At 66.3% G+C, this 22,132-nt stretch carries 26 protein-coding genes; 14 read left to right on the top strand and 12 right to left on the bottom strand.

Going from position 1 to position 22,132, the window contains the following annotated elements:
- Positions 1-128: 128 nt before the first annotated feature.
- The 4 genes from BSZ14_RS15100 to hflK all read right to left on the bottom strand — a co-directional run bounded on the left by BSZ14_RS15100 (position 129) and on the right by hflK (position 5,490).
- Positions 129-1,739, bottom strand: coding sequence for a helicase HerA-like domain-containing protein (locus tag BSZ14_RS15100; RefSeq protein WP_089413665.1), 1,611 nt, complete (start codon positions 1,737-1,739; stop codon positions 129-131).
- A 103-nt stretch (positions 1,740-1,842) separates the two neighbouring features.
- A complete protein-coding gene (locus tag BSZ14_RS15095) occupies positions 1,843-3,372 on the bottom strand; it encodes a Do family serine endopeptidase (RefSeq protein ID WP_076711545.1) in 1,530 nt (509 codons plus the stop codon).
- A gap of 106 nt (positions 3,373-3,478) precedes the next feature.
- Positions 3,479-4,345, bottom strand: coding sequence for a protease modulator HflC (gene hflC, locus BSZ14_RS15090; protein WP_198930529.1), 867 nt, complete (start codon positions 4,343-4,345; stop codon positions 3,479-3,481).
- Positions 4,342-5,490 (bottom strand): protease modulator HflK, encoded by a 1,149-nt coding sequence (hflK, locus tag BSZ14_RS15085; protein ID WP_076711544.1) that lies wholly within the window; start codon positions 5,488-5,490, stop codon positions 4,342-4,344. Before hflK ends, hflC begins: the two co-directional genes overlap by 4 nt.
- 71 nt (positions 5,491-5,561) lie before the next feature.
- Between hflK and BSZ14_RS15080 the strand changes: the two genes are divergently transcribed.
- The 6 genes from BSZ14_RS15080 to BSZ14_RS15055 all read left to right on the top strand — a co-directional run bounded on the left by BSZ14_RS15080 (position 5,562) and on the right by BSZ14_RS15055 (position 8,770).
- A complete protein-coding gene (locus tag BSZ14_RS15080; RefSeq protein ID WP_076711543.1) occupies positions 5,562-6,515 on the top strand; it encodes an Mrp/NBP35 family ATP-binding protein in 954 nt (317 codons plus the stop codon).
- Between the two features lie 91 nt (positions 6,516-6,606).
- A complete protein-coding gene (locus tag BSZ14_RS15075) occupies positions 6,607-7,041 on the top strand; it encodes a CoA-binding protein (RefSeq protein WP_076711542.1) in 435 nt (144 codons plus the stop codon).
- Positions 7,042-7,084: 43 nt separating this feature from the next.
- Positions 7,085-7,348: a hypothetical protein gene (locus BSZ14_RS15070; RefSeq protein WP_206744343.1), complete on the top strand. Its 264-nt coding sequence runs from the start codon at positions 7,085-7,087 to the stop codon at positions 7,346-7,348.
- 45 nt (positions 7,349-7,393) lie between these two features.
- Positions 7,394-7,816 (top strand): hypothetical protein, encoded by a 423-nt coding sequence (locus BSZ14_RS15065; protein WP_076711540.1) that lies wholly within the window; start codon positions 7,394-7,396, stop codon positions 7,814-7,816.
- 104 nt (positions 7,817-7,920) lie between these two features.
- Positions 7,921-8,322, top strand: coding sequence for a hypothetical protein (locus BSZ14_RS15060; RefSeq protein WP_052811554.1), 402 nt, complete (start codon positions 7,921-7,923; stop codon positions 8,320-8,322).
- A gap of 16 nt (positions 8,323-8,338) precedes the next feature.
- Complete coding sequence (locus tag BSZ14_RS15055; protein WP_076711539.1) at positions 8,339-8,770, top strand: hypothetical protein; 432 nt, start codon at positions 8,339-8,341, stop codon at positions 8,768-8,770.
- Between the two features lie 189 nt (positions 8,771-8,959).
- Here the strand turns inward: BSZ14_RS15055 and BSZ14_RS15050 are convergent, their stop codons facing one another.
- Positions 8,960-9,523, bottom strand: a complete 564-nt coding sequence (locus BSZ14_RS15050) for a 3'-5' exonuclease (RefSeq protein ID WP_076711538.1) — start codon at positions 9,521-9,523, stop codon at positions 8,960-8,962.
- Between the two features lie 123 nt (positions 9,524-9,646).
- Between BSZ14_RS15050 and BSZ14_RS15045 the strand changes: the two genes are divergently transcribed.
- On the top strand, positions 9,647-10,936 hold the full coding sequence (locus BSZ14_RS15045) for a homoserine dehydrogenase (protein ID WP_076711537.1): 1,290 nt from the start codon (positions 9,647-9,649) through the stop codon (positions 10,934-10,936).
- A gap of 222 nt (positions 10,937-11,158) precedes the next feature.
- Here the strand turns inward: BSZ14_RS15045 and BSZ14_RS15040 are convergent, their stop codons facing one another.
- A complete protein-coding gene (locus BSZ14_RS15040) occupies positions 11,159-12,115 on the bottom strand; it encodes an isopenicillin N synthase family dioxygenase (RefSeq protein ID WP_042489720.1) in 957 nt (318 codons plus the stop codon).
- 70 nt (positions 12,116-12,185) lie between these two features.
- Complete coding sequence (locus tag BSZ14_RS15035) at positions 12,186-12,683, bottom strand: hypothetical protein (RefSeq protein ID WP_076711536.1); 498 nt, start codon at positions 12,681-12,683, stop codon at positions 12,186-12,188.
- A gap of 159 nt (positions 12,684-12,842) precedes the next feature.
- Between BSZ14_RS15035 and BSZ14_RS15030 the strand changes: the two genes are divergently transcribed.
- The 6 genes from BSZ14_RS15030 to BSZ14_RS15005 all read left to right on the top strand — a co-directional run bounded on the left by BSZ14_RS15030 (position 12,843) and on the right by BSZ14_RS15005 (position 16,809).
- Positions 12,843-13,454 (top strand): class I SAM-dependent methyltransferase, encoded by a 612-nt coding sequence (locus BSZ14_RS15030; RefSeq protein ID WP_076711553.1) that lies wholly within the window; start codon positions 12,843-12,845, stop codon positions 13,452-13,454.
- Between the two features lie 60 nt (positions 13,455-13,514).
- Positions 13,515-14,762: a multidrug effflux MFS transporter gene (locus tag BSZ14_RS15025; protein WP_042489724.1), complete on the top strand. Its 1,248-nt coding sequence runs from the start codon at positions 13,515-13,517 to the stop codon at positions 14,760-14,762.
- A gap of 76 nt (positions 14,763-14,838) precedes the next feature.
- Positions 14,839-15,180 carry a DNA primase gene (locus BSZ14_RS15020; protein WP_076711535.1) on the top strand — a complete coding sequence of 114 codons (342 nt, stop codon included), beginning with the start codon at positions 14,839-14,841 and terminating at the stop codon, positions 15,178-15,180.
- Entirely contained in the window at positions 15,177-15,509 is a 333-nt protein-coding gene (locus BSZ14_RS15015; protein WP_042489728.1) for an MliC family protein, read from the top strand. Before BSZ14_RS15020 ends, BSZ14_RS15015 begins: the two co-directional genes overlap by 4 nt.
- A gap of 232 nt (positions 15,510-15,741) precedes the next feature.
- A complete protein-coding gene (locus BSZ14_RS15010) occupies positions 15,742-16,380 on the top strand; it encodes an opacity protein (RefSeq protein WP_076711534.1) in 639 nt (212 codons plus the stop codon).
- Positions 16,381-16,473: 93 nt separating this feature from the next.
- The gene (locus BSZ14_RS15005; protein WP_241823778.1) at positions 16,474-16,809 is read left to right on the top strand and encodes an HNH endonuclease; all 336 of its coding nucleotides are present in this window, start codon (positions 16,474-16,476) and stop codon (positions 16,807-16,809) included.
- Positions 16,810-17,247: 438 nt separating this feature from the next.
- Here BSZ14_RS15005 and BSZ14_RS15000 read toward each other — a convergent pair whose 3' ends face one another.
- Positions 17,248-18,303, bottom strand: coding sequence for a ribonucleotide-diphosphate reductase subunit beta (locus tag BSZ14_RS15000; protein ID WP_076711533.1), 1,056 nt, complete (start codon positions 18,301-18,303; stop codon positions 17,248-17,250).
- 46 nt (positions 18,304-18,349) lie between these two features.
- Complete coding sequence (locus BSZ14_RS14995) at positions 18,350-18,547, bottom strand: hypothetical protein (RefSeq protein WP_042489734.1); 198 nt, start codon at positions 18,545-18,547, stop codon at positions 18,350-18,352.
- Positions 18,548-18,603: 56 nt separating this feature from the next.
- Between BSZ14_RS14995 and BSZ14_RS14990 the strand changes: the two genes are divergently transcribed.
- Positions 18,604-18,855, top strand: a complete 252-nt coding sequence (locus BSZ14_RS14990) for a DUF2171 domain-containing protein (protein WP_042489736.1) — start codon at positions 18,604-18,606, stop codon at positions 18,853-18,855.
- A gap of 71 nt (positions 18,856-18,926) precedes the next feature.
- Here BSZ14_RS14990 and BSZ14_RS14985 read toward each other — a convergent pair whose 3' ends face one another.
- The 3 genes from BSZ14_RS14985 to BSZ14_RS14975 form a co-directional block, all read right to left on the bottom strand.
- On the bottom strand, positions 18,927-19,355 hold the full coding sequence (locus BSZ14_RS14985; RefSeq protein ID WP_076711532.1) for an endonuclease domain-containing protein: 429 nt from the start codon (positions 19,353-19,355) through the stop codon (positions 18,927-18,929).
- A 61-nt stretch (positions 19,356-19,416) separates the two neighbouring features.
- Complete coding sequence (locus BSZ14_RS14980) at positions 19,417-21,339, bottom strand: ribonucleoside-diphosphate reductase subunit alpha (RefSeq protein WP_042489767.1); 1,923 nt, start codon at positions 21,337-21,339, stop codon at positions 19,417-19,419.
- A gap of 361 nt (positions 21,340-21,700) precedes the next feature.
- A partial coding sequence (locus BSZ14_RS14975) for a hypothetical protein (protein WP_076711531.1) occupies positions 21,701-22,132 on the bottom strand: 432 nt, incomplete at its 5' end.

The raw sequence follows: 22,132 nt of genomic DNA, 5'->3' as shown, positions 1-22,132 counted from the left end.
TTCAACGGCCCATGGTAACTGGACCCCGGCCTTCGCCGGGGTGCGCGCTTGAGATGAGTGGATTCCCGTGGCCTTCGACTTCGCTCAGGCGGAACGGAGGTGGGGGCGGGTTGGGTGTGCGCGGGGCCTTACCCCCGAAACAAATTCCCCAGCACCCCACGCACCACCGCGCCGACGATCCCGCCGCCAGCGCTGCTTAACCGCCGCCTCGAGCCACCACCGAACACCTGCTTGCCGATCTCGTTGGCCACCTGTCGCCCGATCGACGAACTGGCCGATCGCGCCGCGCTGCTCGCCATCTTGGCCCAGGGGGAGTTGGCCGCTGCTCGCTGTTCGGCGATGCGGGCGCGTTCGGCGTCCTTGGCGGCCTTTGCATCCGCCTTGGCCTGTTGCGCGGCCTGTTTCTCCGCCTCGGTCGCTGCCTTTGCTTCGGCGGCCGCCGCAGCGGCCTCCCGGGTCTTGGCGGCGAGCAATTCCTCGGCCGATTCTCGGTCCACCGCCTGATCGTATTTTGCGCCGACCGCATCGCTTTCAATGAGCACCTTGCGTTCGTCCGGCGTCACGGGGCCGACCCGGCTGCGCGGCGGAGCGATCAGCGTGCGCTCGACCGGCGAGGGCGAGCCGTCGGGCTGGAGCAGCGAGACCAGCGCCTCACCGACCTTCAGCTCGGTGATGGCGGTGGCGACGTCCACACCCGGATTGGCGCGGAACGTCTCGGCTGCCGAGCGCACCGCCGCCTGGTCGCGCGGCGTAAAGGCTCGCAGCGCGTGCTGCACCCGGTTGCCCAGCTGCCCGGCGATCTTGTCGGGTACGTCGATCGGGTTCTGGGTGATGAAATAGACGCCGACGCCCTTGGACCGGATCAGCCGCACGACGCGCTCGATCGTGTCGACCAAGGCAGGCGCGGCCTCGTCGAACAGCAGATGCGCCTCGTCGAAGAAGAAGACCAGCTTGGGCTTGTCGGGATCGCCGATCTCGGGAAGCTGTTCGAACAGTTCGGACAACAGCCAGAGCAGAAAGGTGGCGTAGAGCTTGGGGCTGGCCATCAACTGGTCGGCGGCCAGGATGTTGACCACGCCGCGCCCCGAATCGTCGACCGCGATCAGGTCGGCCAGTTCCAGCGCGGGTTCACCGAAGAAATGCTCGCCCCCTTGCGTGCGCAGCTGGAGCAGCGCGCGCTGGATCGCACCGACCGACTGTTTCGAGACATTGCCATAGGTTGTGGTCAGTTCGTCCGCCCGCGCGGCGCATTCGGCCAGCATCGCCTGGAGATCGTCCAGGTCGAGCAGCAGCAGCCCTTCCTTGTCCGCGACATGGAAGGCGATGGTCAGCACGCCCTCCTGCGTCTCGTTCAACCCCATCATGCGGGCCAGCAGCAGCGGCCCCATCTCCGACACGGTGGCGCGGACGGGATGGCCCTGGGTACCGAACAGGTCCCAGAACTGCACCGGCGCGGCCTCATAGGCCCAGTCGGCCATGTCCAGTTCGGCGGCGCGTGCGCTGAAGGCGGCGTGCGTTTTGCCCATCGCCGATCCCGCCATGCCGAGCCCCGAAAGGTCGCCCTTCACATCGGCGACGAAGCTCGGCACGCCCGCGCGCGAAAATCCCTCGACCATGGTCTGCAGCGTCACCGTCTTGCCGGTGCCGGTCGCGCCCGCGATCAGGCCGTGCCGGTTCGCGCGCTTGAGGTCGATCGCCTGTGGCTTGCCGCCACCTGTGCCGATGAAGATGCCGTCCATGGCGCGCATTGTATCGCGCCGGACGGGGACGGGAATAGCAAAAGGCCGCCGCATCCCTGGGATACGACGGCCTTTTTGTCTCGGCCCGTAAAGGGTGGCCGGGTTACTTGATCCGCAGCGGGATCAGCGCGCCCGCGATCTTGCCGCGGGTGATCTGCGCCAGCACCTGCGGACGGCCCGCGGCCTTGGCGGCGGCGACGACCTGCTGGAGGTCGGCCGCGCTGCGGATCGGCGCGCCGTTGACCGCCGTGATGACGTCGCCGCGCTTCAGCTTGGCGGCGGCATCGCTCGACGGGTCGACCGCCGCGATCACCACGCCCTGGGTCGACGGATCGACATTGATCGCGCGCGCGATCGCGGGCGTCAGCACCTGGACAGACAGGCCCAGGCCGCCACCGGCCGCAGGCGTGGTCTGCGCATCGTCGTCATCGTCGGGGAAGGCGTCGGAGCCGTCACCCAGGGTCGAACGCAGTTCCTCGTTCGACGGACGGGTCGCGGCGGTTGCGGTCAGCGACACCGGCTTGCCGCCGCGCAGCACTTCCAGCTGGACGCGGCCGCCCGGCGGCACGTTCGCGATCAGATAGGACAGGGTCTGCTCGGGCGTCACCGACTGGCCGTTGACCTTTGTCACGACGTCGAACGCCTTCAGGCCGGCCTTGGCGGCGGGGCCATTGGGTTCGACCTTGGCGATGATCTCGCCCTGGCCCTTGGGCACGCCCAGCGAAGCGGCGACGTCGTCATTGACCGGCCCGCCGATCTGCACGCCCAGATAGCCGCGCTCGATCTTCTGGCCCTTCATCAGGCGTTCGACGATCGGCTTGGCGTCCTCCGCCGGAATGGCGAAGCCGATGCCGATATTGCCACCCGACTGCGAATAGATCTGGCTGTTGATGCCGATGACGTTGCCGTTCATGTCGAACATCGGGCCACCGGAATTGCCCTGGTTGATCGCGGCGTCGGTCTGGATGAAGCGGTCGTTCGCGCCGCCCTGCCCGGTGACGCGATGGATCGCCGAGATGATGCCCGCGGTCACGGTGCTCGACAGGCCGAAGGGCTGGCCGATCGCCAGCACCCAATCGCCCGGACGCGCCCGCGCCGAATCGCCGAAGCGGACGAAGGGCAGGTTCTTGCCGTCGATCTTCAGGACCGCGAGGTCGGAGGTTTCGTCGCGGCCGACGACCTTGGCGGTATATTCCTTGCGGTCGTTCAGCGTGACGGTGATCGAATCGACCGAGGCACCCTGCGCGCCCGGCGCGATGACGTGGTTATTGGTGACGATATAGCCGTCGGGCGAGATCAGGAAGCCCGAACCCAGCGAGGCGCCTTCACGCTTTTGCGGCTGCGGCCCGGCCTGGCCGCCGAACTGGCCGAAAAAGCCCTCGAACGGCGTGCCGGAGAAAGGGTTGGGCTGCTGCTTTACCGTGATCGACTGCTTGGTCGAGATGTTGACGACGGCGGGCTGGAGCTTGGCAACCATGTCGGCAAAGCTCATCGGCGCGCCGGCGCGCGGGGCGACCGCCTGGATCGCACCCGGTTCGTTCTGCGCGACCTGGGCGGTGCCGGGCTGAAGGGCCAGGGTCGCGGTCGCACCACCGAGGAGGAGCGCACTGGTAATGGCGTAGGCGTAGCGCACTGGGCTAGGGTCCTCTCAAAGAAAATTCAGTTTGACCGTGACCTATTTGCCACGGTTTGGCTGAACGACGCTTGAATATGAACGAGCGGAAAGGTGGAATCTCCACCTATCGGCCCGGCGCGGTGAATTCCTTCAGATAGCTGTTCTCCGGCGACAGAATGATCTGCGTGGCGCCGCGTTCCTGATTCGAGCCGTCCGCGCCGAAGGTATGGCGATAGGACTGCATGGCGCGGTAAAAATCGTAGAAATTCGGGTCCTTGCCAAAGGCCTGGGCATAGATTTGCGCCGCCTGGGCATCGGCATCGGCGCGGACGATCTGCGCCTGCTTCTGGCCTTGTGCGGCGATGGTGATCGCCTCCTGCTGGCGCGCGGTCTGCATCCGGGCGAGCGCGCTTTGCAGCGGCGTGCCCGGCGGCAACTCGGCCTCCTTGATGCGCACATCGACGATCTGGACGCCGTACTGGCGCGCGATACGGTCGAGGCGGACTTGGATCGCGTCCATCACCTGGCCGCGCTCGGGGCTGAGCAGCTCGGACGAACGCCGCTTGCCCAGCTCGTTGCGCAGTGCCGATCCGAAGATCGGGCGAAGCTGGTTGATGACGCCGTCGACGCTGCCCGCCGTTGCCAGCATCCGGCGCGGATCGATCACGCGGAAGCGGGCAAAGGCATCGACATTCATGCGCAGCTGGTCGGTCGACAGCACCTGGGTCTTTTCCAGGTCGAGGTCGAGCACGCGCTTGTCGACCCAGACGATACGGTCGACGAAGGGAATGCGCGCGATCAGGCCCGCGCCGCTGTTACCCAGTTCCTCGCCGGGGCGAAAGCCGTTGACCACCCGGCGCGGCTGCTCGAACCTATAGATCACCGCCTGCTTGGTCTCGGGCACGATCGAGAAGGTCGAGGCGGCGATGATGACCGCGATCAGTAGGGCGACGCCCAGCACGATCGGGTTGCGTGCGGTCAGGCCGTTCACTGGCCACCTCCCTGTTCCGAACCGGCCTGCGCCGAAGCGGCGGGCGGCGTGGCGGGAGCCGTCGCGGTGATCTCCGGCGGCAGCGGCCTGGCCTGTCCCTTGGAGAGAGGCAGATAGGGGACGACACCGGGCGTCTCGACGATGGTCTTGTCCGACTTGGCCAGCACGGCCTCCATGGTCTCGTAATACATGCGGCGACGGGTCACCTCGGGGGCCAGGCGATATTGTTCATACACCTTGTCGAACTGCGCCGCCTCGCCCTGCGCACGGGCCACCACCTGCTGCGCATAGGAACGCGCCTGGTTGACGTCGGCGACCGCGCGCTGCTGCGCCACCGTCACCTTGTTGAAATCGTCGACGATCTGCTGCGGCGGGGCGGCCTGCTTGATGGCGACGCCCTGGATCCGCACGCCCGCGCGATATTCGTTCAGGATCGACTGGGTCAGCTCCTGCACCCGCTGTTCGATGCCGGTACGCCCCGAACCCAGCGCCTGGTCCAGCGAAGTGTCGGCGATCACCGCGCGCATCGCGCTCTCCGCCGCTGCGCGCACGGTTTCCTGCGGCTGCGCCAGGCGGAAGGCATAGTCGCGCGGATTGGCGATGTCCCAGCGCACCGAATAGGTCAGGTCGATGATGTTCTGGTCGCTGGTCAGCACCAGATTCTCGCCCGAGCCTTCGGGGAAATTCTCGGTGCGGATCTTTTGCACGTCCAGCACCCGGACGCTGGCGATCGGGGCGGGGGCGGTGATCTGGATACCCGGCTCGAGGATGCCGGTATAGCGACCGAAATAGGTCACGACGCCGCGCTGCTGCGGCCCGATCGGGTGGATCGAGGTATAGAGCAGCCAGATGACGATCAAGATTGCCGCGCCGATCGCCCAGAGCGTGCGGCCGCCCGGTGCGCCCGGAAGGCCGCCGAAACCGCCCGACCCCTCACCGGGGCCGCCGCCGCCCGATCCCCGCGCCTTGCGGATGAACTCATCCAGCGCGGTGGACTTGCCCGGCGCCTTGCGGCCACCCGGCGGAACGGCCCAGGGGTTGCGGGGACCACCATCGGGATCGTCGCCGGACCCGCCCCAGGGGCCTTTTGGCGTGTTGGCGGCTAGGATGGGGGGGCGTTGAAACCGGCCCGTCAGCTTTCTCATAGTCATCGTTATAGGAACGGTTCGCCGACAAAAACAGTGCCAAGCCGCGCTTCGCATCCTATCTGCCGCGCATGAGCATCATCGAGACGGTAAAGGCGGCGGTCGCCGCGGTGGCGGGCAAGCGCGCGAATGTGCGGATGGAGGGCGCGCGGGCGGGGGTCGTGCTCGACACGACCGGCCTCGACGGCGCCGGTCGCCACGCGCTGGAGCAAGAGGTGAAGGCCGCCGCGATCCAGTCGGGGGCCGAGGATGTCCGCGTCGTCCTGACCGCCGAGAAGCGCGAGCGTCGCATCATCGCGGTCGCCAGCGGCAAGGGCGGCGTGGGCAAGTCCACCCTGTCGGCCAATCTCGCCATCGCGCTGGCGCGGGGCGGTCGCAAGACCGGGCTGGTCGATGCCGATATCTATGGCCCGTCGCAACCGCGCCTGATGGCGGCCGAGGGTGTGAAGCCGGTGGCGCAGGACGGCAAGCTGCAACCGGTGCCGACCCCCTATGGCGTGTCGCTGCTGTCGATGGGGCAGTTGGTCGAGCCGGACAAGGCGATCGCGTGGCGCGGGCCGATGGCGGCGGGCGCGCTCAGCCAGCTGGTCGATGGCGACTGGGGCGCGACCGAGCTGCTGGTCCTCGACCTGCCGCCCGGCACCGGCGACGTGCAGCTGACCATGGTGCAGAAGCATCGCCCGGCGGGGGCGGTGATCGTCTCGACGCCGCAGGATCTGGCGCTGATCGATGCGCGGCGCGCGATCGACCTGTTCACCAGGGCGGGGGTGCCGATCATCGGCCTGATCGAGAATATGGCGGGCTATTGCTGCCCCCATTGCGGCGGCATCTCCGACCCGTTCGGATCGGGCGGGGCGGAGGCGGCCGCCGCCGAGCTGGGCATCCCGTTCCTGGGCCGGGTGCCCCTGACCATCGCGATTCGCACCGCCTCCGACGCGGGCCAGCCTCCGGCGGCGGGCGAGGGCGACACGGTCTTCGCGCCGCTGGCCGCGCAGGTCGCGAACTGGCTCGATCTCCCGCGATGAAACCGGCGGCATGGCGGGGCGTTGAGGCGCGGTAGCCCGCCGCTTTTTCTGAACGATAGCCGGGAGGTCGGCGGCGAATAGGGGATAACCGATGCCGTTGACCGCCGATGACGATATTCGCAACCTGCTGGCGAAGGCGCGGACCATCGCGATGGTCGGCGCGTCGGACCGGCCCGACCGGCCATCTTACGGCGTGATGAAGCGGTTGCAGGATCACGGCTATCGCGTGATTCCGGTCAATCCGCAGATCACCGGCGAGCATGTCCATGGCGAGTTCGTCTTTCGCGAACTGGGCCAGCTAGGCGACCCCATTGATATCGTCGACATCTTCCGCCGGTCCGAGGCGGCGGGCGACGTGGTGGACGAGGCGATCGCCATCGGGGCCAAGGCGGTCTGGCTGCAACTGGGCGTCGTCAACGAGGCCGCCGCCGCGCGCGCCGAGGCCGCCGGGCTGAAGGTCGTGATGAACCGCTGCCCCGCCATCGAGATTCCGCGCCTGGGCGTCGCGCCGGTCGGGCAGGACTGAACACAAGGGCGACGGCCGACATCACAAGAAGGGGAGAATGACGATGGTGCCGCTGCTGCTGCTATGGGCCGCTCCGGTTGCGCAAGGGGAGCCGCGGATGACCCTGCCGCGCCTGACCCCGAGCTGTACCCTGTCCACCTGCCATGGCGGCAAGCGTTCCTCGCCCTATCGCCTGGCCCCGAGCCATGTCGTGCCGATCGATTCCAAGGCACGGGCCTTTGCCAATGACGGCACCTATTGCGCGGTGGTCGGCGACAAATATTGCACCAGCAAGCCGCGCACGCTGTTCCGCACCGCGATTGATTAGCCGGGGCGGCAGGCGCTAGGATCGCGATACCTTAGGAGGATCGCCATGCTGCCCCTGTTGCTGATCGCCATGCAGGCCGTCCCCGCCGCCCCGTCGGAGGGAACAGAGCGCGTTTCGATCCTGCTGCCCGATTGCCCGACCTCTGCGGATACGCGGCAGGACATCCTCGTCTGTGGTCGTCGACCGGGAAGCGACCGCGCCCCCGAGTTGCGGGGCGGGCCGTCCGACCGCGCGACTCCGTCCAATCCCGAGATGACCGCCATCGGGGCCTTGCGCGCCGAGGGGACGCCATGTGCGGCCAGTCAAAGGGGGTGCGCCGCCCCGGTCGACATCGTCACGCCGACGCTCATGCTCGCCAACGAGGCGCGGATCGGCATCAGCAAGCTGTTCGACAAGGCGCGCGACAAGAGCAAGCGGATGCCGATCGCGCTCGATGGTCCGGGGCCGCACGGGCATCTCGAACCCTGACCGGAGGGGGACTCTGCTGACGCTGGCGCTCGGTTGGAAAAACCGGCATGATCGCGCCCGGCCCCGCCTTCAGGCAGAGGGGCTGGCGATGCCGGGAGAGCGTCATGCTTGCGACGATGTTGGTCATGGTGATGGCGGGACTGTCGGCACGACCGTCGGTACAGGGCGACGACACGCCGCCACCTTCGGTCGATACCATCGTCGCCAAGACCCGCCGCTTGACCAGTGTCGAGACGCGCTGCGTCTATGATCCCAACGCCACCGATATCACCGTGTGCGGCCGCCGCAATGCCGACCGCTTCCGCATTCCCTTCGAGATACCGCCCGAGCCCGGCGATCGCCGTCACGAAGGGGTGATGGAGGAACGGACGCGGCTGCTCGCGCGAAGCACGCCGGTCAAGGACCTGTCGCCCTTCCTGGTCGGCGGCGGCTTGGCCGGGGTGACGATGGACACCAATGCCCGGGGCAGCGGCGGCACGACGACCCTGCGCAAGCCCGCGCCATGACGGCCGGAGACAAGTGATGATCCCGCTGCTGCTGATCGCTTGGCAGGCAGTGCCCGCCGTTCCGATGCCGCCACCGGGGGGCGGAAGCTTTTCGATCCTGGCACGCGATCCCTGTCCGGCTTCGGGCGGGACGGCCGCCGACATCATCGTCTGCGGGCGGCGTCAGGCCGATGACCGGGTTCCGCAACTCCGCGACGAGCCGCCGGTCGGGCCGGTGCCGTCCAATCCCGAACGGACCGGGGCGGGGGCTCTGGCGGCCTCCTCCACGCCGTGTCCGGCGCGGCAAGGCGGGTGTCAGGTGGGATTCGATCTCGTCACGCCCGCACTGATGCTCGCCAACGAGGTGCGGATCGGGATCAGCAAGCTGGCCGACAAGAGGCGCGACAAGAGCCAGCGCATTCCCATCGCGCTCGACGGGCCGGGTCCTCAGGGGCATCTGGAGCCGTGATGGTCGCTCAGGACGGCGGGTCTTGAAGCCCCCGTCCCTCTCTGGATAAGCGTCCCAGACCTTCCATACCATACCGGCGAGGGCCGGGATTCAGTTGGGGTACGATGGTGAAGCCCTCTGGTCGGCTCGGTACTGGACCCCGGCCTTCGCCGGGGTGGCGCTTGAGAGGGAGGGCTTGTTTGTGGTGGTTCAGCGCCGGACCTGCCGCCGCGAGCGGGCGGACGGCGGCGGGAGGAACCAGTCGGCCAGCGTCATCCCCGTCGCCGCCATGGCGCGCAGCACGACCTGCCCCGCCGCCCGCGCATCGCTGAGCGCGTCATGGTGCCGGTGCTCCAGCTCCAGGAACGCGGCCAGCGTGTTGAGCTTGTGATTGGGCAGTTCCGGCCAGGCCCGCCGGGCGATCGTCACGCTGTCCAGCCAGCGCGCCGCGATGGGGGGCAGGGCATCGCGCTCGCACGCCCGGCCCAGCGCGCCCTTGTCGAAGCCCGAATGCGCCACCGTCACCCGCCCGGCCAGATGCCCGGCCAGTTCGGGATGGAGCGCGGCGAAATTCGGCTTGCCCAGCACATGCTCGGCCGTGATGCCGTGGATGGCGATGTTGAAGGCGCTGAACTCGTCGCAGGGATCGACCAGCGTCTCATAGGCCAGCACTTCGACGCCCGCGGCATAGCCGACGATGCCGATTTGGCAAATGCTGCTGGTCCGCGAACAGGCGGTTTCGACGTCGATGACCACGAAATCGGGGGAGATCATGGACGGCCCTTAACGCCATCGCGCCATTCGAGCAATAAAAGGTCGCTGACCGGCTCGACAGCGACCGTTTCTATCCGCTACCCGCCTGCATTCAACAAACGCTCCGGATACAGGATTTGGACGATGGGCGATGCTTTGCGAGTGGCTTTGGCGGGACTGGGCACGGTGGGGGGCGGCGTCATTCGCCTGCTCGATGCGAACCGTGACCTGATTACCCGGCGCGCCGGTCGCCCGATCGAGATCGTCGCCGTCTCCGCGCGCGACCGGACCAAGGACCGGGGCGTCGACCTGTCGCGCTTCGAGTGGGTGGACGATACCGCCGCGCTGGCCTCGCACCCCGATGCCGATGTGGTGGTCGAACTGATCGGCGGATCGGACGGCCCGGCGCTGACGCTGGCGCGGACCGCGCTGGGGGGGGGGCGCGGTTTCGTCACGGCGAACAAGGCGATGCTGGCGCATCACGGGCTGGAACTGGCGCAGAAGGCGGAGGAATCCAACGCCGCGCTGAAGTTCGAGGCGGCGGTCGCGGGCGGCATCCCGGTCATCAAGGGCTTGCGCGAAGGGGCGGCGGCCAACTCCATCGCGCGCGTCTATGGCATTCTCAACGGCACCTGCAATTTCATCCTGTCTAAGATGGAAGCGGAGGGCCGCGACTTCGCCGAGGTTTTGGCGGAGGCGCAAGCGCTGGGTTATGCCGAGGCGGACCCCAGCTTCGACATCGACGGCGTCGATGCCGCACACAAGCTGTCGATCCTGGCCGCCATCGCTTTCGGCACCCAGCCCGCCTTTGCCGACGTCGCGATCGGCGGCGTGCGCCATGTGCTGGCCGCCGATATCGCGCAGGCGGCGTCGCTCGGCTACCGTGTCCGCCTGGTCGGCGTGGCGGAGGAGGGGGCGAACGGCCTGTTCCAGCGGGTACACCCGCATCTGGTGCCGCTCGACCATCCGCTGGCGCATGTCACCGGATCGACCAATGCGGTGGTCGCAGAGGGCAATTTCGTCGGCCGGTTGCTGTTCCAGGGCGCGGGCGCGGGCGATGGTCCGACGGCCAGCGCGGTGGTCGCCGACCTGATCGACATCGCGCGCGGCGAATATGGCGCGTCCTTCGCCATGCCCGCGCATGAGCTGACCGCGGCGGTGAAGGCGGACAGCGGCGAGCGGCGCGGGCGCGCTTACCTGCGCTTCACGGTGCAGGACAAGGTCGGCGTGCTGGCCGAGATCGCGGCGGCGATGCGCGATGCGGGGGTGTCGATCGAGAGCCTGATCCAGCGCGGGGAAGCGGCGGACGGCGGCGTGATGATCGCGATCGTGACGCATGAGGGGCCGGAGCGCGCGGTGGCGCAGGCGCTCGAGCGGTTGCGGGGGAGCCAGAGTTTGGTCGGGCAGCCGCTGTTGATGCATATTCTGGGGTGATCAACGGGGTAGGTCTCGGTGAGACCCCTTACCCTCCCCTAACCCAGTTTCAGGTAAACGATGCCCCGCATCGTTTAGGTCATGCCGGGGGCATGACCGACCTGAAACTCGCCTGCGGGAGGGGAGTTATTTAATTCAGACCGTTGATCTTGCCGCTCCCCGCCCGCAGGCGGGAGGGGCTGGGGGAGGGCAGTGTCTCACTGAGACTACCCTCCCGACCCATCACTTCTTGATCAACCCGATCTCCACCAGCCGCTCGAACAGGTAATCATGCGCGGTGATCGGCTCGGGATAGCGATCCGGATGCCCCTCGCTCACCGTCCCCGGCAGCGTCTTGATCAGGAAGTCCGGCGCCGGATGCAGGAAGAAGGGCATCGAATAGCGCGAGAAGCCGCGCCGCTCGACCGGCGGGTTGACGACGCGGTGGGTGGTCGAGGGCAGGACATGGTTGGTCAGCCGCTGCAGCATGTCGCCGACATTGACCACCATCGCGCCTTCGGGCGGGCGGATCGCCAGCCACTCGCCCGAATCGCGGTCGAGCAGTTCGAGGCCCGCTTCCTCGGCCCCCAGCAAAAGGGTGATGAGATTGATATCCTCATGCGCACCCGCGCGGACGCCCTCGGCATCGGCGGGGATCGGCGGATAGTGGAGCAGGCGCAGGACCGAATTGCCGTCCTTGACCGCCGGATCGAACCAGTTCGGCTCCAGCTTCAAATGCCGCGCGATCGCCGAGAGCAGCCGGTCGCCCGCCCGGTCGAACGCCGAGAAGAGTTCGATGAAATCCTCGCGGAACCCCTCGGGCCGGTCGGGCCAGATATTGGCGGGCATCCGATCGGCGTAAGCGTGTCCCTCGGGCAGTTCGCGCCCGACATGCCAGAATTCCTTCAGGTCGACGACCTTGGCGTCCTTGGCGATCTCGGTTTTGAACGGGGTGTAGCCGCGCGCGCCACCGCCGCCGGGGACGTGGTAACGGCGCTTCTCCTCCTCGGGCAGGTCGAACAACGCCTTGGTCTGCGCCCAGGCGCGGTCGATCAGCTCGGCGGGCACGCCGTGATCGGCGACGATGGCGAAGCCGAACCGCTCGAACGACTCGCCCAATGCGGCGGCAAAGCCCTCGGGATCACGGTCCTGGTCGGCGAGGCTGAGTGTCGGAACCTCGGCGGAGCGGGTGTCGGTCATGGCGATATGTCCAGAAAATCGAATGGGCTGCCGTCTATATAACGCGCCTGTCATCCCCGAACAGGGTGCGTCATCCGCCTAAAGTGATCGTCCCCGTCGATCGGTCGCCGCCCAAGGGGTGCAGGTCCAGGCGGAAGGATTTCTCCTCCGCCGTCTTGCCGACCAGCGCGCCGCCCTGATCGGTCAGGGTGAAGTCGGCCTCGCCCATCTTGTCGCGGAACCAGCTGCGTACGGTCGCCGGATCGGCCGGGCTGTCGAAGGTCATGGTGAACGCCTTGTCGCGGCCATTGCCGACATCGACGTTGCGGATCGTCGAGCCGGGGTAGAGATGCACGCCGTTCAGCTCGAAATTATCGGCCTCCATCGACACCTTGGGTAGCTTGAAGGCGCCCGAAAAGCCGGGCAGCGCCAGCTTCACCTCACCCGACTTCCCATCGACCGACGCCAGCGTCTCGCCGTCGGAGCCGTTGACCGTGATCGACGTGCCCTGGTTTGGCCGATCGCAGGCGGACAGCGCCAGTGCCGCCAGCAGCGGCAGGGCGAGGGGGGGGCGGGACAGGATGGACATGGGGTATACTCCTTACGCGTCCTGTGGGCCGATATGGCTCGCCGGGAATGTCGGCCCGACAAGCTTTAGCCACGCTGAATGTCGGCATTTAACATCTGAATGGCGCGCTCGGTCCCACAGGCGAGCCAATCCCGACTCATCGATCGAAGGAATCATGAGGTGACGACCGACACATCCGAAGGCTGGGACACCATCGCCGCGACGTTCATGGCGGTTCGTTCGGAAGTCGGCGCGCAGGTCGTCCGGCGCTGGGCGAAGGACGGCCTTTCGCCATTGACGGCGATTCTCGATCTGGGCTGCGGCTCCGGGGTGCCGATCGGGCAGGCGCTGGTCGGCGAGGGCTTCGCTATATGGGGGATCGATGCGTCTCCGTCGCTCGTCTCCGCCTATCGCGCCAATCTTCCCGACATGCCCGTCCGTTGTGAGCCGGTGCAGGACAGCGACTTTTTCGGCCGGCGCTTTGCCGGTGTCGTGGCGATCGGCCTGATCTTCCTGTTGGCCGAAGCCGATCAGTTGCAGTTTCTGGAGAAGGTGACGGATGCGCTGGAGCCGGGCGGGCGCTTCTTGTTCAGTGCGCCGCGCGAGCGATGCCAATGGCGTGATAGCCTGACCGGGCGCGAGTCCCGGTCGCTGGGCATGAAGACCTATGCCGCGCGGCTGGAGGAATGTGGTCTGGTTTTGGCCGGATGCCTGACCGATGAGGGGCGGAACCATTATTACGACGCGGTAAAGCCAAGTCGATCTTCGGGCGGAGCGGCCAGGAAACCGTGACGCGCCAGCCGGGTTTTTCCGGTTCCCCTCTCCGTCTATCTCCCTTAAAGGGCAGCCATCATGTCCGAATCCCGTTCCGCTGATCCGGTGACGCCCGTCACCGCCGAACCTCCCGGCGCGCCCATCGGCTTTGTCGAGTTCGTCCTCCTGATCGCGGCGCTGATGGCGTTGACCGCGCTGGGGATCGATTCGATGCTCCCGGCCCTACCCGCCATCGGGGAGGCGCTGGGGGCCTCGCCTGCCGTGCGGCCGTTCGTCGTCACGGCCTTCCTGATCGGTTTCGGTGTGGCGCAGCTGGTCCATGGGCCGCTGGCCGATCGTTATGGGCGGCGGCGGGTGTTGATCGTGGCACTGGTCATCTACATCATCGCCAATGGCGCGTCGGCGGTGGCGGGCAGCTTCACCTTGCTGCTGGTCGCGCGGGTCTGCGCGGGCGCGGCGATCGCGGCAACGCGGGTGGCGACGGTGGCGCTGGTCCGCGACTGCTATCACGGGCGCGCCATGGCGCAGGTCATGTCGATCGCCTTCATGGTGTTCATGATCGTGCCGATCCTGGCGCCCGCCTTTGGTGAGCTGGTGCTGCTGTTCGGCAATTGGCGGCTGATCTTCTGGACGATCGCGGGGCTTGCCACGCTGGTCCTGGCCTGGTTCTCGCTGCGGATGCCCGAGACGCTGGCGGTCGAGGCGCAGCTACCCATCTCGCTGAGCCGCATCGTCGGCGGCTGGCGCGAGACGATCGGCGACCGGCTGTCGCTCGGCTATACGCTGGCGGCGACCGCGCTGATGGCGGCACTGTACGGCTATCTCAATTCCGTGCAGCCGATCATGGCGCAGACCTTCGGCCGCGAGAAGCTGCTGGCGCTGATCTTTGCCACCACCTCGGTCACGATGGCGGCGGCGAACCTGCTCAACTCGCGGATCGTCATGCGGCTGGGCACGCGGCTGATCAGTCACAGCTCGGTCACGATCCTGATCATCGTGGCGGCCATCCATCTGGGCGTCGCCTATTTCGGGGGCGAGTCGCTGATCGTCTTCGCGGTCCTCCAGGCGATCACCATGGCGTGTTTCGGTCTGGCGACCTCCAATTTCTCGTCGATGGCGATGGAGAATATGGGGCGGATCGCAGGCACCGCGTCGAGCGTGCAGGGCTTTACCAGCGTCACCATCGGCTCGGTGATCGGCGCAGGGATCGGCCAGGCCTATGACGGGACGACGCAGCCGCTGACCCTGGGCTTCCTGATCGCCGGATGCGCGGCCTTTGCGTTCGTCTTCGCGACCGAGCGCGGGCGGATGTTCCGTCCCGCCTGACGCCCCTTGATCGAGGCCGGGGGAACCGCCCGGCCCGCCCCCGTGTTCCCCCTCCACAGTTCAAGAGGAGGCAGTGATGGGCGGACATCAGGTTCCAAGCCAGGGACCCGGCGACGATGGCTGGGACGAAGAAGGCTATGACGAGAGCCAGCGCGCTGAAATCCTGGAGGTGACGCGCGACGGCCCCAGCGACGGCGTGTTGCTGACCGATATCGAACCCGATCTGGGCGACGACACCGTCGAGGACGAGCCGATCGGCGAACTGGACATGGACTCCGAAGAGGTCGGGACCAGCGATGCCTCGGTCGACATGGATGGCGAGGATATCGACGAGGACGATCTCCAGGAAGATTTCGAGGACGACACGGTGGCCGATGGCGAGATCGACGACGCCGACGACACCGCGCTGCGGCCATGAACCGGCTTCCCGTCGCGCTGGCGGCGGGCGGCATCGTGCTGGTCGGCTGTTCGACCATGCCCGATCCGCGTGCCGCACAGACGCTGCCGCCGATGGTCTCGACGACTTTCCAATGCGAGAACGGGAGTCGCTTCTGGGTGCGCTTCGACAATCGGGACGACAGCGCGCTGGTGCGGTTCGACGACGATCTGGAAATGCGCCTGGAGGGGCAGAGGGTCGCCTCGGGCATCCACTATAGCGGCTTTGGCCACGACCTGCGCGGCAAGGGGGGTGAGGTTGTTTTGACACGCCCCACCGGTGATTCCATACGCTGCACCGCCGCTCGGTAAGCATCGGGTGCGGAAACGCGGCCGAAAAGTGGCGGAAATCCGCCATTGCCGTATTCTGCCCCCAATTGGTTCATCTAGATGACAGGAAGTGTGGCTCTGAAGCCACAGGTTCCAACAAGGCGATCAAAAATCTGAAAAGCCGTGCAACCCCTGGGCGTCTAGCCGGTTAAGCGGGCCTGGGCTGAGCGGTTCGATCCGCCGCCCCACATAGAATAAGAGAAGGGTATCTCACATGCGTAAGCTTTCCCTCGTCGCCGCTGCGGCGGCCGCGTTCGTTGCCGTGCCTGCCATGGCCCAGGACATGAACACCACCGATGCGGCGGCTCCGGCCCCGGCCGCTGACACCGTGACCGCTCCCGACGGCACCCGCGCCTTCGGTATCGAGCCGTATGTCGCGATCATGGGTGGTTGGGAGCAGTTCGACCGCCAGACGGTCGCCGGCATCCCCGCGCAGCCCAAGGGCTACAACCTGGACGGCGCGCTGGTCGAAGGCATCGTCGGCTTCAACGTGCCGCTCGGCCCCGTGTTCGTCGGCGCCGAGGGCGCGGTCGCCAAGGGCGTGTCGGGTGACATCGACTGGCAGTATGGCGCCTATGGCCGCGCGGGCTTCCGCGCTGGCGAGAGCGGCCTGTTCTACGGCAAGGTCGGCTATCGCTGGAACAACTTCCACAACTTCGCGCCGGGCGTCGCTGGCGACCTGAAGCGTGACTATCACGCGACCGTGTATGGCGTCGGCGCCGAAGTCGGCCCGAAGGACATCGGTCTGGGCGGCCTGACCGGCAATTCGGGTCTGCGTCTGCGTATGGAAGTTTCGACCTTCGACAACGCGCACTCCTTCCGTCCGATGGCGGGTGTTGTCGCACACTTCTGATCCCTCTCGGATCCAGTTGGCGTAAAGGAACGGGGTTCGGCAGCGATGCCGGACCCCGTTTTCTTATGGGGCCATGCTTCCCATATCGGGCGCATGGTCGGACGGGTGAAGCGCAAGGCGGGGCTGGCGGCGGCCGCCGAACGGATCGGGGAAAAGCACGCGCCACTGGCTTGTGCGCTGTGTGAGCGACCGCTGGGGGTGAAGGTCGAATGGCACCACCCGATCCCCAAGAGCGAAGGCGGGCGGGAGACGGTGCCGGTGCATCCCATCTGTCACCGCACGATCCATGCGATGTTCGGCAATGCCGAACTGGCGCGGGATTATGCGGCCTTTGCGGTGCTGCGGGGGCATCCGGAGATGGCGCGGTTCCTGCGGTGGATTGCGGGCAAACCGGCGGACTTTCATGCGCCGACGCGGGGTGCGCGGTGATTTTTGGCTCACGCGAAGCCGCGATGACGCGAAGAAGGTTGGTTCGCGCGGAGGCGCGGAGACGCGGAGGTTTTTGGTTCGCGCAGAGGCGCAGAGGACGCAGAGCGGAAGCGCGGCTGGCTTATTCCGGCCCCCCTCCGTTCCGCCTGAGCGTAGTCGAAGGCCAAGGGAATCCCTTCGCCACAAAAGGCATTTTCGGGCCGAAGGCCCAACCTGTTTCCCGCAAGCGTTCGCCCAAGAGGCGGTTCCCATCCCGTGGCCTTCGACTACGCTCAGGCTGAACGGAGCGGGGGACTTACCTTGATATAATTTTCTCTGCGCCCTCCGCGCCTCTGCGCGAACCCCAAAACCTCCCCGTCTCTGCGCGAACCAACCTTCTTCGCGTCCTCGCGGCTTCGCGTGAACAAAAAAGGGCGGACCGAAGCCCGCCCTTTCGGATCACTCCGCCGCGACGCCCGCGGCCGAGAACATGTCGCCGGTCTCGCCCGCCTCTTCGTTGGCGGCCTTGCCGGTCTTGGCCTTCTGGCGCTTGTCGAACGAGTCCCACACGTCGTTCCACTGGCCGCGCGTCGCCGCCTTGGAATATTCGGTCGCACGCGTCTCGAAGAAGTTGGCATGTTCCACGCCGTTCAGCAGCGGGGTCAGCCAGGGCAGGGGATGCTCGTCGATCATGTAGATCTGCTTCAGGCCCAGCTGGCTGAGACGCCAGTCGGCGATGTAGCGGATATACTTCTTGATCTCCTTGGGCTTCATCCCCTCGACCGGACCCATTTCAAAGGCGAGGTCGATGAAATTGTCCTCCAGGCGGATCGTCGTCTGGCAGACATCGGCGATATCGTCCTTCACTGCCTTGGTCAGGCACTGGCGCTCCTGGCAGAAGGCGTGGAACATGCGGATGATGCCTTCGCAATGCAGGCTCTCGTCGCGCACCGACCAGCTGACGATCTGGCCCATACCCTTCATCTTGTTGAAGCGCGGGAAGTTCATCAGCATCGCAAACGACGCGAACAGCTGGACACCTTCGGTGAAGCCGCCGAACATCGCCAGCGTGCGCGCGATGTCCTCGTCGCTGTCGACGCCGAAATTCTGCATGTAGTCATGCTTGTCCTTCATCTCGGCATATTCGAGGAAGGCGCCATATTCGCTCTCGGGCATGCCGATCGTGTCGAGCAGATGGCTGTAGGCGGCGATATGCACCGTCTCCATGTTGGAGAAGGCGGTCAGCATCATCTTGATCTCGGTCGGCTTGAACACCCGGCCGTATTTCTCGTGATAGCAGTCCTGCACCTCGACGTCCGCCTGGGTGAAGAAGCGGAAGATCTGGGTCAGCAGGTTGCGCTCATGATCGGTCAGCTTCTGCGCCCAATCGCGGCAATCCTCGCCCAGCGGCACCTCTTCGGGCAGCCAGTGGAGCTGTTGCTGACGCTTCCAGAACTCGAACGCCCAGGGGTATTCGAAGGGCTTGTACTGCTTGGAGGCTTGGAGGAGGGACATCGGTGTTACTCCGGGTACGAATGAGATGAAGAGGGTGAAGGCCGGTTCAGCCGCTGCTCGCCCAGGAGCGCAGAGCGGTGGCGAAACCGGCGAGAATGATCCCGCCCATGGCGAACATGGTGCCCGCGATCAGCCGGGCGTAGCGGCCCTGCTCCGACCGGGGCGTGCGGAGTTGCAGCAGCAGCGTTGCGCCGATGCCGGTTAACAGGGCGGCAACGCCGTACATGATCGTTGCCCCCGTCATGCGACCATTTCCCATGTTGCGCGTTCCGAAACCGAACCCAACACAGGAGATGTAAAATGGTCGATGTCAGCCAGATCAAGGAACATGCAGAAGTCGTCGGCGCGGACGGCGTCCATGTCGGCACGGTCGATCATGTCGATGGCGACCGCATCAAGCTGACCAAGAACGACAGCCCCCAGACCCAGGACGGGCAGGGCGCCAAGCATCATTACCTGCCGCTCGGCCTGGTCGCCGAGGTCGAGGGCGACACGGTCCGCCTGTCGGCCACCGGCCAGAACGCCGTCGACCAGTTCGAAGAGGCCGAGTGAGCCAGTAATCCCTCTCCCCTTGTGGGAGGGAGGGAGCCGCATAGCGGCGGAAGGGTGAGGGCGGGTGCGGTTCATTCCGGCCCGCCCTTTTTCTTTGGATAACTACCCTCATCCTTCCCACGCGACTGCGCCGCGCGGGCCTCTTCCTTCTCCCCAAGGGAGAAGGAGATTCGAGTTAGTACGCCTTTGAGATTGGTCATCACGTCGGCGTTCGTCACGCGAACCGTGCGATACCCTTCGCGTGCCATGTAGTCTTCGCGCGACGCGTCATATCCTTCCGCGACGGCGTGCATGTCGCCGTCGACCTCGATGACCAGCTTTTCGGAAAAGCACAGCATGTCGGCGAAGAATGGTCCCAGCGGCGCTTGGTGACGCCATTTCAGATGCGGATAGGTTTCACGAAGCGCGCGGAGCAGGCGGCGTTCGGGTTCGGACGCGTTGCGGCGGAGTTGGCGGGCGCGTTGCACCGTGCCGGAGCGATGATTGTCGTAGTGACGCACACCCTCACCCTTCCGCCGCTGCGCGGCTCCCTCCCTCTCCCGCCGGGAGAGGGAAATTATTTCACTGACACGCCAGGCATTCGTCGTAATCGGTCGTCTCGCCGATCTCGAACTTGGGTGCGCTGATCGTGTTGTCGGCCTCGACGCCGCCGCTCCCGGCGAACCCGGCACGCTGCACCGACTTCGAGCGGAGGTAGTAGAGCGACTTGATGCCCAGTTCCCAGGCGCGGAAGTGGAGCATCAGCAGGTCCCACTTTTCCACATCGGCCGGGATGAACAGGTTCAGTGACTGCGCCTGGTCGATATAGGGCGTGCGGTCGCCCGCCAGTTCGAGCAGCCAGCGCTGGTCGATCTCGAACGAGGTCTTGAACGTGTCCTTCTCTTCCTGGCTCAGGAAGTCGAGATGCTGGACCGAACCGCCATGTTCGAGGATCGAGTTCCACACCGACTCGGCGTTCTTCGACTTCTCGATCAGCAGCTTTTCGAGATAGGGGTTCTTCACGACGAACGAGCCCGACAGCGTCTTGTGGGTGTAGATGTTCGCCGGGATCGGCTCGATGCAGGCGCTGGTGCCGCCGCAGATGATCGAGATCGACGCGGTCGGCGCGATCGCCATCTTGCAGCTGAAACGCTCCATCACGCCAACGTCCGCTGCGTCGGGGCACGGCCCGCGCTCGACCGCCAGCGTCATCGATGCCTGGTTCACCTGCGCGTTGATGTGCTTGAACATCCGCAGGTTCCACGACTTGGCCATCGCGCCCTCGAAGGGGAGCCCACGCGCCTGGAGGAAGCTGTGGAAGCCCATCACGCCCAGGCCGACCGACCGCTCGCGGGAAGCGGAATAGGCGGCGCGCTCCATGCCCGGCTCGTGCCGTTCGATATAATCCTGCAGCACATTGTCGAGGAAGCGCATCACGTCCTCGATGAACTGCTTGTCGTCCTTCCACTCGTCCCAGGTTTCCAGGTTCAGCGACGACAGGCAGCAGACGGCGGTGCGGTCCTTGCCCTTATGGTCGATGCCGGTCGGCAGGGTGATTTCCGAACACAGGTTCGAGGTCGACACCTTCAGCCCCAGCTCGCGGTGATGCTTGGGCATGTTCTTGTTCACATGGTCGGCAAAGACGATGTACGGCTCGCCGGTCGCCAGGCGGGTTTCGACCAGCTTCTGGAACAGCGCACGCGCATCGACCGTGGCACGGACCTCGCCGGTCTTCGGGCTCTTGAGGTGCCATTCGGCGCCGTCGCGCACCGCCTCCATGAAGGCGTCGGGGATCAGCACGCCGTGATGCAGGTTCAACGCCTTGCGGTTGAAGTCGCCGCTTGGCTTGCGGATCTCCAGGAACTCCTCGATCTCGGGGTGCGAGATGTCGAGATAGCAGGCGGCCGAACCGCGACGCAGCGAACCCTGGCTGATAGCGAGCGTCAGCGAGTCCATCACGCGGACGAAGGGGATGATGCCGCTGGTCTTGCCGTTCAGGCCGACCGGCTCGCCGATGCCGCGCACCTGGCCCCAATAGGTGCCGATGCCGCCGCCGCGCGAGGCGAGCCAGACATTCTCGTTCCAAGTGGTGACGATGCCGTCCAGGCTGTCGGGCACCGAGTTGAGGTAGCAGCTGATCGGCAGGCCGCGCCCCGTGCCGCCGTTCGACAGGACGGGCGTGGCGGGCATGAACCACAGCTTCGAGATATAGTCGTACAGCCGCTGCGCATGCTCGGCATTGTCGGCATAGGCCGAGGCCACGCGCACGAACAGGTCCTGATAGCTTTCGCCGGGCAGGAGATAGCGGTCGTTCAGCGTCTCCTTGCCGAAATCGGTCAGCCGCGCGTCGCGCGCATGGTCGACTTCGACCGGATAGGGCTGCGGGCGAACCGACTTGGTGTCCGCCGGGGTCGGCGCTGGCGCAGCGTTCTGGGCCGCATCCGCCGCCATCTTTTCGAGCATATCAGTGGTCATGTCGCTATCCCGGCTATCCCTGAAATCCATCATTGATGCCGCTCCTCTGTTCTTGTTCCGTTCGAGTCGGCATCCAGCCCCTAGCACCGCGCGCCAGGCGCGTCGCGATCAGGACGAGAGGGGAGGTGGAATCCCCGATTCCGGGGCTTTCTCCGCATCCGGTCATGCATGTGGACATGACCTCGTCCTACCAGTGCTTGGGGCCATTCCCGACCTCTTCCACAATCCTTAGTGGAAAATCCCGAGCAGCATCGCAAGAGGTTAAAGCGTGGGGCAGGGGTTGGTTGCGACGAATGGCGGGCGCGTCCGGGCTGCCCAAAAGCCGCGACGCACGGATGTCTGCGGGGTTCGGGAAGCGCAAGTCCCTAAAAATATTTTTTGGCCGCGGGGATCAGCGCGGGGCGAGCAGGAACAGCGCAATCAGGCCGAGAATCGCAACCATCATCTGGGGTGGCCGCAGCCGCGCGAAATGGCCCGGCGCGCCGCCCCAGCTGGCCAGCCAGGGATCGGTCAGCGCGATCGACGCATAACCCAGGATCAACAGGCCGAAGCCGGTCGACGGCCCCGCGATCAAGGCCAGCAACCCCAGCGAGAAGCGCAGGATCATGGTCGCCATCTGCGAGACATGGGTGCCGCCCGGCGTGAAGAAGCTCAGCCCGCGCGCGACGCCCGCCAGGAAGATCAGGATCGCCGCCCCCCATATCTGCCCGATCAACAGGGCCAGCGGCATACCCGCCCAGGCCGCCAGCGCGGCGAGGGGCAGGACCAGCACCGGGCCATAGCCGAAGACGAGGCTGAGCAGGGGGATCCGGCGCGAGGCGCC

The sequence above is a fragment of the Sphingomonas sp. Sph1(2015) genome (assembly GCF_001970915.1).
GTDB classification, from domain to species: domain Bacteria; phylum Pseudomonadota; class Alphaproteobacteria; order Sphingomonadales; family Sphingomonadaceae; genus Sphingomonas; species Sphingomonas parapaucimobilis.
This window is presented reverse-complemented; position numbering and strand designations above follow the sequence as displayed.